12 protein-coding genes are annotated in these 11,544 nt (G+C 46.2%); 5 read left to right on the top strand and 7 right to left on the bottom strand.

Annotated features, from left to right (window positions below):
* Positions 1-247 precede the first annotated feature (247 nt).
* The 7 genes from PHF18_RS01760 to PHF18_RS01730 all read right to left on the bottom strand — a co-directional run bounded on the left by PHF18_RS01760 (position 248) and on the right by PHF18_RS01730 (position 6,767).
* Positions 248-859 carry a TetR/AcrR family transcriptional regulator gene (locus PHF18_RS01760; RefSeq protein ID WP_300097538.1) on the bottom strand — a complete coding sequence of 204 codons (612 nt, stop codon included), beginning with the start codon at positions 857-859 and terminating at the stop codon, positions 248-250.
* A gap of 380 nt (positions 860-1,239) precedes the next feature.
* Positions 1,240-1,866 carry a 2-phospho-L-lactate guanylyltransferase gene (gene cofC, locus PHF18_RS01755; protein ID WP_300097536.1) on the bottom strand — a complete coding sequence of 209 codons (627 nt, stop codon included), beginning with the start codon at positions 1,864-1,866 and terminating at the stop codon, positions 1,240-1,242.
* A gap of 54 nt (positions 1,867-1,920) precedes the next feature.
* Positions 1,921-3,075 (bottom strand): 7,8-didemethyl-8-hydroxy-5-deazariboflavin synthase subunit CofH, encoded by a 1,155-nt coding sequence (gene cofH / locus PHF18_RS01750; RefSeq protein ID WP_300097534.1) that lies wholly within the window; start codon positions 3,073-3,075, stop codon positions 1,921-1,923.
* Between the two features lie 58 nt (positions 3,076-3,133).
* Entirely contained in the window at positions 3,134-4,264 is a 1,131-nt protein-coding gene (cofH, locus tag PHF18_RS01745; RefSeq protein WP_300097532.1) for a 5-amino-6-(D-ribitylamino)uracil--L-tyrosine 4-hydroxyphenyl transferase CofH, read from the bottom strand.
* Between the two features lie 26 nt (positions 4,265-4,290).
* Positions 4,291-5,292, bottom strand: a complete 1,002-nt coding sequence (cofG, locus tag PHF18_RS01740) for a 7,8-didemethyl-8-hydroxy-5-deazariboflavin synthase CofG (protein ID WP_300097661.1) — start codon at positions 5,290-5,292, stop codon at positions 4,291-4,293.
* 39 nt (positions 5,293-5,331) lie between these two features.
* Entirely contained in the window at positions 5,332-6,609 is a 1,278-nt protein-coding gene (locus tag PHF18_RS01735; protein ID WP_300097530.1) for an NAD(P)/FAD-dependent oxidoreductase, read from the bottom strand.
* On the bottom strand, positions 6,606-6,767 hold the full coding sequence (locus PHF18_RS01730; protein ID WP_300097528.1) for a DUF362 domain-containing protein: 162 nt from the start codon (positions 6,765-6,767) through the stop codon (positions 6,606-6,608). Before PHF18_RS01730 ends, PHF18_RS01735 begins: the two co-directional genes overlap by 4 nt.
* Before the next feature lie 1,163 nt (positions 6,768-7,930).
* Between PHF18_RS01730 and fpoA the strand changes: the two genes are divergently transcribed.
* Genes fpoA through fpoH form a run of 5 tightly spaced genes read left to right on the top strand, consistent with a single transcriptional unit; the run spans position 7,931 to position 11,544 of the window.
* The gene (gene fpoA, locus PHF18_RS01725; RefSeq protein ID WP_300097659.1) at positions 7,931-8,320 is read left to right on the top strand and encodes a F420H2 dehydrogenase subunit FpoA; all 390 of its coding nucleotides are present in this window, start codon (positions 7,931-7,933) and stop codon (positions 8,318-8,320) included.
* Positions 8,308-8,859, top strand: coding sequence for a F(420)H(2) dehydrogenase subunit B (fpoB, locus tag PHF18_RS01720; RefSeq protein WP_300097526.1), 552 nt, complete (start codon positions 8,308-8,310; stop codon positions 8,857-8,859). The genes fpoA and fpoB overlap by 13 nt, the downstream gene beginning before the upstream one ends.
* A gap of 30 nt (positions 8,860-8,889) precedes the next feature.
* Positions 8,890-9,366: a F420H2 dehydrogenase subunit FpoC gene (gene fpoC, locus PHF18_RS01715; protein ID WP_300097524.1), complete on the top strand. Its 477-nt coding sequence runs from the start codon at positions 8,890-8,892 to the stop codon at positions 9,364-9,366.
* A gap of 10 nt (positions 9,367-9,376) precedes the next feature.
* Entirely contained in the window at positions 9,377-10,501 is a 1,125-nt protein-coding gene (gene fpoD, locus PHF18_RS01710) for a F420H2 dehydrogenase subunit FpoD (RefSeq protein WP_300097523.1), read from the top strand.
* A gap of 5 nt (positions 10,502-10,506) precedes the next feature.
* Positions 10,507-11,544: a F420H2 dehydrogenase subunit FpoH gene (fpoH, locus tag PHF18_RS01705; RefSeq protein WP_300097521.1), complete on the top strand. Its 1,038-nt coding sequence runs from the start codon at positions 10,507-10,509 to the stop codon at positions 11,542-11,544.

Here is an 11,544-nt window from a genome sequence, read left to right as displayed (position 1 = left end):
GCTACCATGCCTATTTAATCAGTATGAATTTTATTACAGGCCCTTTTTCAGGTGTTTTTCTTATATTGCTTATGGTACACTTCTTAGTATGTGAACTCTTTCCAGAAAGTACCATTTGATGTGATCGTTCTAGTATAAAATTATTTAGAGAATATCCACACATTTGGTTTTTGGCCTTTCACAAAAATTTTTATTAATTTACTTTTAAATCGGAGCCTTTTATCCCATCAAACTCCTGCCTGGGATATCATATCTTTTTTTTTACGATGTTGTTTGCCAGCATGTCAATTAAGATATTCATAATCTCTGAAAAATCATCATCTACAATTTTGTCTTTGAAGTGTATCAGGAAAATGACAGCCTGGGTAGTTTCTGCAAGAATTTTAGCAGGTTTATCGATAAGAAGCCCCTTTTTCGACCACTCTTCAAAAAAAGGCAGAATTATTGCCACGGAATCTTCATGAATATTTTTTATTTCTTCCTCGGAGAACCGGGAAATTGTCAGTTCAAGGCTCTCGTTTTCAATGACAAATTTTCTCCAGATCGGGTTGTTATCTACTATCTTCAATACATGCCTGAGATAAGCCTTGATAGCTTTATCGGGTTCTGTTCTATACTTCAGGAAGGAATTTTCAAGTATGCTGTTCTTTAGAGCTTCCTTCTCTTCCTTAAAGATCTGCAGAAAGAGATCTTCTTTGCTGTTAAAAAAGGAATAAAAAGAACTCTTTGCAATTCCCAGATCCTCGGTAAGGTCCTCAATACCGGTTTTCTTAATCCCATATCTGGCAAAACACTCCTTTCCTCGGTCAATTATTTTTCGTTTTATGACCTCTCTTTCTTCATCTGTAAAAGACCTCACAGCTTACCTCTTTTGGAAATGCTCTTTCCGAATTTTGTAGACTTTATACAAACTTGAGCTTATCTGTTCAAGGACCAAAAATGAAAATCTCAATGAATAATTCGGTTTTTTATTCATAGCTAAATGTATACTCCACATATTTATAATTTTTGGATATTACGCAGTCATGTCTAAAAATTCCTTCACAAATTCCGAACGAAGAGGTGAACAATGAATGAGAAAACGAGGACGAAAGAAAGAGAAAACAAGGAAGAATGAAAGAGAAAACAAGGAAGAATGAAAGAGAAAACAAGGAAGAATGAAAGAGAAAACAAGGAAGAACTGGAGTTAGAGACAGATGCACAACTTTTCCCTGTCCTTCCATTTAACCTTACAGGGCTTCAAAGAGGGACCAGTCCAACCCTTCCTCTGCTGACTCCCAGCCTGAATTTTTGTTTAATGTAATCTCTTGCAGTTCCTTTCCCATGGATAAGAAGTTCCACCAGGTCTTCGGGTTCATCTATATCCGTGCCTGCAAAGAAGGAGTCATAGATTTCAAAAGTCTGTCCCGCATCTGTTGCAATCGAACAGTGGGTTAGAAAACTTGATCCGTAATATCTTACCCTGTAGCTGGAAGGGTTCTTTATAAAAAGGGCATTCGTACCCCCGCCTTTCCCGGGGACGATGCATATATCCTTTTTAGTTGAAGTTATCCCTTTTATATGGTCCGGGGAGAGTAAAGGCAGGTCAGCCATAACAATCAGGACAGGCTCTTCTGCCTCTTCGAGGTACCTGTTAAGGGCTTCATTCAGGTCTTTTTCGTCCAGCAGAACTCTCGCTTTTGTCATGCCCTCAAGCCCGTAGCCCGAAGGGCTGAGAATGTCGATTTTTTCAATTCCGGCTTCCTCAAGGGACTCGATTACCTGGTTTAACATCAGTTCTACAAACTCTTCCCTTTCTTCCAGGCTCAGGACAGGGGATAATCGGGATTTTGCACCGGTTTTCTTGTAGGGGATGACGGCTCTCATCTGGACTCCTGAAAATAGTACTCTTTTTATTTTTTTCCTGAAACTCTTTTTTCCTTATTCCTTGCTGCCTATTCGAGTTCTTCTGCAATTCGGCAGTGAGCCTTCCCGGTCAGGAAACCTGGGTTCTGCCTTCCGGTACAGGGTGTCCCTCTGCATGGGGATTCTTCCGGCACCTTTTATCATCCATTCAAACTCCGCAGGAGATACGTATTCTCCATAGTTGCCCCCTGAAGCTGTTGAGATCTGGTCTTCCATAAGTGTGCCTCCAAGGTCGTTTGCACCGCACTGCAGGGCAAATTGGGCAAGTTTTTTCCCAAGCTTTACCCAGGTGGACTGGATGTTGTTTACATGGGTGTGCAGGATCACGCGAGAAATTGCAATCAATTGCAGGTCTTCAAGCCCTGTACTTGAGAATTTTCCAGATGCGAGCATCTTTTCCCCTACAGGGTTGTTGTAGGGCAAAAATGACATTGGGATGAGTTCCGAAAACCCGCCGGTTTCCTGCTGGATTTTGCGAATGGTAAAGACATGGTCAAGGCGCTCTTCCAGAGTTTCCACATGTCCGTACATGATGGTTGCATTGGTAGAAATCCCTGCCCTGTGTGCCGCAGTTACTATATCGATCCACTGCTGTGTATTGATTTTTCTAGGGCAGATAATTTTTCTTACCCTGTCGGAAAGAATTTCAGCCGAGGTCCCGGTAAGAGAATCAAGCCCGCTTTTTTTAAGTTTGCGCATTGCTTCTTCTACGGACATGCCGGAAATTCCTGCTGCGTAGTTTACTTCCATCGGGGACAGGGCGTGGATGCAGATATCGGGGAAACTGGATTTTATGGACTCTATAATTTCCAGGTAGAACTCCATATCAGCTTCCGGGGTGTACCCTCCCTGGACGCAGACCTCCACGGCTCCGGCTTCTCTTGCATCTTCTGTTTTTTTCAGGATTTCTTCCACACTCAGTATATACCCGGTATCGGTTTTGTAGGCGCAGAACCCACAGTTTCCGATGCATTTGTTTGTGATGTAGATATTCCTGTTTACAACGTAACTTACAATGTCACCTACAGCATTGGCTCGAAGTTCATTTGCAAGCTCAAAAAGCTCAAACGGGTTTCCATCAAGCAGGAGAATGGCGTCTTCTTTAGTGCATTTTCCCTGATGTGCTCTCTCAATGACAGCGTCGGAGATTGCCGGTTTTTTCGTGTACATCCCAATCATTCCTTTTAATTTTCACACATTTTTTTGCCTATTCCCTTACTGGCTCGGTTTATTCGGAAACTCCGCACCCGGACATTCTTCGGGAGTTTCCGGAAGCCAGCCCATTCGCTCCCCTGTACAGGGTAGTCCTCTCTTTAGGGACCCTGCCGGCTCCGTGAATCATCCATTCCAGTTCTTCGGCCGTGATCATTTCCCCGTGACAGGCTCCTGCCGATCTGGAGATGCTTTCTTCCATAAGGGTTCCGCCAAGGTCATTGACTCCGCAGTGGAGGGCAAACTGGGCAAGTTTTTTCCCGAGTTTCACCCAGCTTGCCTGGATATTGTCCACGTGCCCGTGGAAGAGGATGCGTGAGATTGCATAGATTTTCAGGTCTTCCAGACCCGGAGTGGCATATCTGCCTTCTTTGATCATTTTTTCCCCTACAGGGTTGTTGTAGGGCATAAAAGGCAGGGGCACAAATTCGGTAATCCCTCCGGTTTCTTTCTGGATATCCCTTATGATCAGCATGTGATCTATCCTTTCCTCCGGAGTTTCAACGTGTCCGTACATCATGGTTGCAGTGGTTGGGATTCCCGCTGCATGCGCCTGCCTGACAACTTCTATCCATTCTCCAGTCTTGATTTTTAAGGGGCAGATTATTTCTCTCACCCTGTCAGAGAGGATTTCGGCTGCAGTCCCCGGCATGGTGTCAAGCCCGCTCCTTTTGAGCCTTCTTAAGGCTTCACTTACCGGAATTCCGCTGATGTGGGCGGCATGGTAGACTTCCATTGGCGAAAAAGAGTGAATATGCATTTCCGGAAATTCGGCTTTTATGGCTTCGACAATCCCCTGGTAAAATTCCAGGCCCACATCGGGAAGCAGTCCTCCCTGGATGCAAACTTCAGTGGCATTGGCCTTTTCTGCCTCTCTTACCTTTTCCATAATTTCTTCGATGCTCAGGACTTTGCCGTTGTTAGTCCGAAATGCACAAAATCCACAGGTACCAACACAGCGGCTTGTGAAATTTATGTTCCTGTTCACGACGTAAGTTACTGTGTCCCCTACGGCAAGAGAGCGGAGTTCGTCCGCAAACTTGAAGAGTTCGAAAGGGGGTATCTCCAGGAGCAGGAGAGCATCTTCTTTTGTACTCTTCCCCTGGTATGCGCGTTCTATGAGGTCTTTGGGAATTTTACTGTTCATTTTTCAGACTCCTTCGCGTGCTCTGTTTAGGGTAGTTTCCTGTAACCTTCTCCTTCAGAGAGCTGCTCTATAAGCTCTCCTATCCTGTCCGAGTACCACCTTTTTTTCACGTACTGCGGGTAGATTGGAAGGCGTTCTCTGAGCGGGACTGCCCCGAGCTTTTCCTGCAGGTCCTTTACGTCCGGCCATTCGGCTTCAGGGTTGATCCAGTCAATGGTCAGGGGGGATATTCCTCCCAGGTCCGTTACCCCTTTTACTATCAAGGCTTTTGGATCAATGAGGTTTGGAGCAACCTGTATTGCCACATCATGCGGCAGGACCTGCCTGGCAAGGGCTACGGTATCCATCATCTCTTCTACTGAAGGTTCAGGGAATTTTTCCATTGGGGTCCCGGCTTTTGGGGAAAAGTTCTGGATAATGACTTCCTGAATGTGCCCGTACTCCCTGTGCAGGCCTGCAATGGCTTCAAGGGACTCCCCCCTGTCCTCCAGGCTCTCTCCGATCCCTACAAGGATACCGGTTGTATAGGGAATCTCAAGTTTCCCGGCTTCCCGGATAGTCTCAAGCCTGCGTTCCGGAACTTTGCCGGGGCAGTCTTTATGGGCTTCCAGAATCGCTGTGGTCTCAAGCATCAGCCCCATGCTCGCGTTTAAGGGTTTGAGGACTTTCAATTCGGAACGTGTCATAATCCCCGCGTTCGTGTGAGGGAGAATCCCTATGTCGATTGCGGTTTCACATAGAAAAATAAGGTATTCCAGGGTTGAAGAATATCCAAGCTCTTTAAGCCATTCCCTGTACTCCGGTACCTCTTCTGCATACTCCCCAAAGGTGAAGAGGGCTTCAGTGCACCCTGCCCTTGCTCCTTTTTCAAGGATATAAACTACTTCTTCGGGCTTCATTAGCCGGGCTCCGGGTTGTCCGGGCTCCCGTTTGAAACCGCAGTAGCCGCAGTGGTTCCTGCATATATTGGTTACCGGGATGAAGACGTTTTTCGAGTAGGTTACGAAAGAAGGGTTTTCCTGTGGAATGGTAAAACACCTGCTGAGTTTTGTTTTTTTCTCCCGGGTTTAGCCGAGGATTTTTTTCATGGTTGCAGCCACACCGAGGGCTACTCCTTCTACTTCTACGCCTCCTTTTCCCTTGGCTCCGTCCCCTACGACGTAGAGCCCTGGGATCGGGGTCTCGTTGCCAGGATCCATACCTGAGGCTGCCCTGTTTACGGGCCAGTCGTCGTGGTAGGACTGGATAAGAAGAACTTCATATTTTTTTCCAGGAAAAACCTCTTTGAGGTCTGCAAGGCCCATCTCAATTTCAGATTCGAGGTTCTTTACGTTCTCAGGGGACACATACTGGTGGCACATGGTAAGATGCTTCCCCGGAGGTGCCAGTTTCGGGTCAACCTGAGTTACCTCGTTGACCCCATTTATGCGCCTGGTATAGGGGGTTAGCAGGACTCCTGAGTGCCCTACCAGAGGCTCATCTGCAGCAAGGCAAATCTTTATGCCTGCAGACGGCTGAAGGGTCTCAAGCATTTTAAGGTAACCTGCATGCCCTTCTCCTGAGAGGGCTTCACTGCAGAGCAAAGCAGTTGCAGCATGCCCGAGATTGCTGATAACAATGTCAGCTTCATGTTTCTCGCTTTCAACAATTACCCCTGCAGCTTTTCCATTTTCAACCAGGATTTTTGAAACTTCCTTTCCGGTATATATTTTCCCCCCGTTTTTCCGAATCACGGCTTCAAGGGCGTCAATAACTCCTTTACATCCTCCGATCGGGATGCCTGTGCCTCCGAACCGGTACATGTTTTCAATTATCTCAAAAACCTCTTCTACCGGGACTTCATCACTTTTCAGGCTGAGCGCCCAGCCGCAGAAAGAGTCGGCAAACCTTACCAGCCATTCGTCCTTAACCTGAGCTTTTATCCAGGCCTCAAGAGTAACCCCTGAAGGGTGATTTTTCCTTGTGCTCACGATCAAAAAAGCAATTTTAAGGCGGTCCATATGCGAAAGTAATGATGGAAATTCGATAAAAGGGATATCTTTGAAGCCTTTAGCATAATCGGGGTTTCCTTTTATCAGAGGCACGCGTATAATGGTCTGTTCTGACCGTACGATCCTCACTTCAGCTCCGATCTCTCCGAGAAGCCGGGCAAGTGGGCCTCCAGGTCCGTGAGGCAGCATGTGGAAAGCTCCGCTCGAGAGCTGGAACCCTTTATAGTTGAGATTTGTAAACCTGCCTCCTGTAATAGGAAGCCTTTCGAAAACTTCAACCTCATGCCCTGCTTTCGAGAGCCTGGCAGCGCTTAAGAGCCCTCCAAGGCCTGCACCGATTACAATCGTTTTCATGCTGATACCTCGATGGCTTTTACAGGGCAGTAAGGGGCGCACATCCCACATTCCACGCAGGCATCGGTAGCCCGCGCTCTTCCCCTTACTTCTATTGCTCCCTTTTTGCAAAAAGAAGCGCACTGGCCGCATCCTACACAGTTATCGTTTATCTTCATGCGATCCACCGCTTTTCTATCGTGAAAGGACTTATTATAATGTGTTGGTATAGCATGTCGCTCATATTATTTTCTCAGGTCAATGGGAAAACGGGATTCCCTGATGATAATGCATCGGTTTTAATATATAATGGGTAGCATATGATTGATATATTCCTCTCTGAATATAATATGGCTTCAAAGAAAGCTGTCAAATGGACAGGAATACCCGGTTTCCTCATGAATATATAGATTATCAAGGGTTCTCTGAAAACTTCAACAGTACACCATTGCCTATAAGCTACTATGATATTTTTGATCTGCCACATGTATTTCTGATAGCAATTATATTTCTTATAGCCAGGTATCTGATAGTCATTCTTTATGTGATACCCCTTACCGCATATTTGAATGAAATGAGGTGCTGCCGTTTCCGCGCTTACGCAGGAAATTTTCAGCACTTTCAGTTCCTTATTATTTTTATTTTAAAGGTTGCCTCAAGAGCTCTTTGCCCCTCAGATTCATCATTATTAATTATGTTGTATTCAAAGGTTTTTTATGGGAACTAAAATAATTAATTGATATATATAATTCCTTGCCATTCCCGGAGAAAACTTTATGATCGTAGAAAATCAATTTCCAGGATTTTTTGGCTGTTCAAAGATAATAACATATTTATGGTGTATATATAATTTCGTAAGCAGGTCAAGGCTTTTCCCATAATTTATTTCAACATATATATATTCTAAAAACAGACCTTTAATTATTTAGACTTAATATTTATATAATATTAATTATCTAGCAAATAGCTATAAATAACCCCTGATTCATTTGCAGAACTAGCATAGCTACCTGGAATCTTAATTATTAATTATACTACTTTCACAGTAATTGAATCCACATCTCCGGAAGAAGGGCTTTTCCCTGACTTTCGGCAATTTATTGCATAACCTGGGCAACGAAAAAGTAAATTTTTCAGAGCCCGGCAGTCAGATGTCTGTATTCAGAGAGCTCTATTCATAGGAAGAGAGGTACCCGGGTACAGGCATTCTTTACAGGACCTGTGTTCGGGCCATAGTGGTTTTTCTAAAGAACCGGGGAATCCGGATGCAGTTTTTTGTCTGCTTATCTTAAAAAACATAAAATCAGGATCATGCGACGCTGCAGTTTCAGATTGCTGCACTCTGATAGGTGATACAATGTCTGGAATAATTGATAATTATATACCGGTTGCAATATTTCTTGCCGTGGGACTGGTTATGCCTCCCATGACAATGTTCATCGTAAAGCAACTGAGTCCGAGGAGCAAGGCAGCCAGCAAATACACGACATACGAATCGGGTTCTGTTCCTATAGGAACTGCCAGGATCCAGTTCAATGTTGAGTATTATCTCTATGCGATTGCTTTTGTTCTCTTTGATATTGAAGTGCTTTTCCTTTACCCCTGGGCTACAGTCTATAAGGGGCATGGAATTACCTCAATTGCAGTAATTGAGATGTTTGCATTTATCTTCATACTGCTCTTCGGATATGTTTACCTCTGGAAGAAGGAGGCCCTTACATGGGTGAAGTGAAGGAGAAAAAAACGAATTACTCAACAGAAACTCCGGAAGAAATCCCCGGCGTTATCACAACAACCACCAGTGCAATCCACAATTTCCTTAAGAAAACCAAGGCTCAGGATCTTATCAACTGGGGGCGGAAAAACTCGCTCTGGTTCATGACCCAGCCAATGGGCTGCTGCGGCGTGGAAATGATCGCTACGGGCTGTGCCCACTATGATACTGACCGCTTCGGGATCATTCCCCGAAACTCCCCAAGGCATGCGGATGTCATGATCATCAGTGGTTATGTGACAAAAAAATACCTGCCAGCCCTGAAGAGGCTATGGGAACAGATGCCTGCTCCGAAATGGGTTCTCGCTATGGGAGACTGTTCGATCAGCGGCGGTCCCTTCTATGAGTCCTACAGCACGGTGCAGAATATCGATGAGGTCTTTCCTATCGATGTCTTCATTCCCGGATGTCCCCCCAGGCCCGAAGCCCTGATCCAGGGGTTTGTGGAACTGCAGGAAAAGATAACAGCCAAAAAAGACCGGGGAACGGACTACTGAGGAGATATCAGGCTTATTTGAGGGAATACAATGGATGCCAGAACAATTATAGAATCATTAACCGGCAAATTTCCGGAGGCAATTTCCGAAGCCGGGATTGAATCCCCGATCCGTATCCAGGCATATGTGGATAAGGATAAAGCAAAAGAGGTCTGCCAGTACCTTAAAGACTCCCTTCAGTTCGACCACCTCTGTTCCGTTTGCGGAGTGGACTATCCTCAGAGGAACGAGCTGGAAGCGGTGTATCATATAGCTTCATATGACCATGCTGTAGTTCTGACACTGAAAGCAAGGTTGCCCAGGGATTCTCCGGAAATAGAGTCTATTGTACCGGTATACTGGAATGCAAACTGGTATGAAAGAGAGACCTACGAACTCTACGGGATTGTGTTTAAAAACCACCCGAATCTGAAACCTCTGGTGCTTCCTGAAGAAATGCTGGGGGAGTGGCCTCTTCGAAAAGACTACGAGGGTTTCCCGAACAAGACCGCAAGAAACCTGGTGTGAGGGGTGAAAAATGGAAGAAATGCTTGAATCAAATGAAATGATCATACACCTGGGCCCCCAGCATCCCATGCAGCCCGGACCTTTCAGGTTAAACCTGAGGTTGAAAGGGGAAACTGTGATGGATGCTGAAGTGGAACTGGGTTATATCCACAAAGGCATTGAAAAGATCCTGGAGAACAAGACTTACCTTCAGGGAATCACGATAGTTGACAGGATCTGTTACCTTGTAGCCCTGACAAACGAAGAATGTTTTGTTGGCTGCGCCGAAAAGCTGTTAGGCATCGAACCCCCTGCGAGGTCTCAGTATATCAGGGTTATTTTAGAAGAACTCTCCAGGCTCCAGAGCCACCTGCTAGGTCTGGGAGAGTTCGGGGAGTTCATCGGCTTCGTGTCCATGTTCATGTATACTATTAAGGAAAGGGAAGAAATTGTCGGCCTTATCGATATGGTCACAGGGGCAAGGGTTACCCACAGCTACCTGAGGTTCGGAGGGGTGCGCGACGACCTGCCAGCCGGGTTTAAGGAAAAAACTCTCCCGGTCCTGAACAACCTCAAGAAAGTTATTAGCGATTACGAGGAAATGTTCCAGTCGGACCGAATTTACAGGGAACGGACCGCAGGAGTCGGAATCCTGACTGCAGACGTTGCAAAGAGCCTCGGGGTTTCCGGGCCTGCTCTGCGGGCAACGGGTGTTCCCTTCGATATCCGGAAGAACGAGCCCTACCTTGTGTATAAAGACCTGGACTTTAAGGTCTGCACGGAAACTGCAGGAGACTGTGCTGCGAGGGTGCAGGTCAGGCTTAACGAGATGCGGGAAAGTATCTACATCCTCGAACAGTGCTTTGACCAGATCCCGAACGGACCTCTATTTCCCGAAGGAACCCCTTACGGTAGAAGGACTCCTGTAATGAGAGTTCCTGCAGGTGAGGTATTCCACAGGGTCGAAGACCCAAGAGGGGAGATGGGAATGTACATGATCTCCGATGGCACTGACAAACCTTACAGGGTAAAAGTCAGAGGACCCTACTTCCCGACTCTTCAGGCCCTGCCCCCTCTCATTATAGGCACGACAGTTGCAGATGTTGCAGCGATTTCAGGCAGTATGGACGGCTGCACCAGTGAAGCGGACAGGTGAGTATAATGATAGAAATCCCTGAATTAATAATTCCCTTTATCCCCTGGATCCGCGGACTTGTGGGCCTGTCTCTTGTAGGGGTCATCTTCCTTGGAGCAATGGGTGCGGTCTGGATTGAGCGTAAACTCTCAGCCGCCATCCAGTTCAGGTACGGGCCTTCAAGGGTAGGCAAGTTCGGGCTTCTGCAGCTGGTGGCTGACGCTATTAAGCTTTTTACGAAAGAAGACCTGAGGCCGAAGAATGCTGATCGCATGCTCTTTGACAACGCTACGATCTTTATGATGAGCTCGGTTTTCCTGATGCTTGTCGCAATTCCTGTAGGTGCAGTCTTCATCAACGGGGTCGAGTACCCTCTGGCTGTAACCGAGATGGATATCAGTGTTCTTTATATCGAGGCAATGTCTGCGCTTACTATTTTCGGAATTTTTATGATTGCCTACGGTTCTAACAACAAGTATTCTCTTCTTGGAGCTTTCAGGAACTTTGCCCGGATGGTCGGGTATGAAGTGCCCCTCGGGATCACTGTTGTCAGTGTTGGCATAATGACAGGTTCCCTGAATATAGTGGAAATTGCCAGCGCCCAGGGGCTTCACTGGAACATATTCATGCAGCCTATTGGATTCATTGTCTTCTTTATTGCACTTATGGCTGATATGGGGAGGCTTCCTTTCGACCAGAATGAGTCTGAAGAAGAACTGGTCGCAGGATGGATTACCGAATACAGTGGAATGCGTTTCGGTCTCGGTTTCTTTGCCGAGTATATCCACATGATCCTTGGTTCCTTCCTTGTTGCACTCCTTTTCCTTGGTGGCTGGAACGTGCCGGTTTTTGTCTCAAACAACCCGGTGCTTGGCTTTATTGTCCCCACAGGTTTCTTGCTTCTTAAAACCGTGCTTGTGCTGATGACGATCATCGGAATGAGATGGGCTGTCCCAAGGTTCAGGATCGACCAGGTTGTAGACCTGAGCTGGAAGAAACTTTTGCCCCTATCTCTTTTGAACCTTGTCTGGGCAGTGGGCCTTGGGCTCTATCTGGGGGCTTAA

The sequence above is a fragment of the Methanosarcina sp. genome (assembly GCF_028693135.1).
GTDB lineage: Archaea > Halobacteriota > Methanosarcinia > Methanosarcinales > Methanosarcinaceae > Methanosarcina.
The sequence above is the reverse complement of the archived record's forward strand: the minus strand, read 5'-3'. Positions and strand labels throughout refer to the sequence as shown.

Excerpts from the sequence above, each read along its gene's own strand:
- PHF18_RS01730 (WP_300097528.1), bottom strand. The coding sequence starts at position 6,767 with ATGAAGATAAACGATAACTGTGTAGGATGCGGCCAGTGCGCTTCTTTT.
- fpoD (WP_300097523.1), top strand. The coding sequence starts at position 9,377 with ATGGAAGAAATGCTTGAATCAAATGAAATGATCATACACCTGGGCCCC.
- fpoB (WP_300097526.1), top strand. The coding sequence starts at position 8,308 with ATGGGTGAAGTGAAGGAGAAAAAAACGAATTACTCAACAGAAACTCCG.
- PHF18_RS01735 (WP_300097530.1), bottom strand. The coding sequence starts at position 6,609 with ATGAAAACGATTGTAATCGGTGCAGGCCTTGGAGGGCTCTTAAGCGCT.
- cofH (WP_300097534.1), bottom strand. The coding sequence starts at position 3,075 with ATGTACACGAAAAAACCGGCAATCTCCGACGCTGTCATTGAGAGAGCA.
- cofC (WP_300097536.1), bottom strand. The coding sequence starts at position 1,866 with ATGAGAGCCGTCATCCCCTACAAGAAAACCGGTGCAAAATCCCGATTA.
- fpoC (WP_300097524.1), top strand. The coding sequence starts at position 8,890 with ATGGATGCCAGAACAATTATAGAATCATTAACCGGCAAATTTCCGGAG.
- cofH (WP_300097532.1), bottom strand. The coding sequence starts at position 4,264 with ATGAACAGTAAAATTCCCAAAGACCTCATAGAACGCGCATACCAGGGG.
- fpoH (WP_300097521.1), top strand. The coding sequence starts at position 10,507 with ATGATAGAAATCCCTGAATTAATAATTCCCTTTATCCCCTGGATCCGC.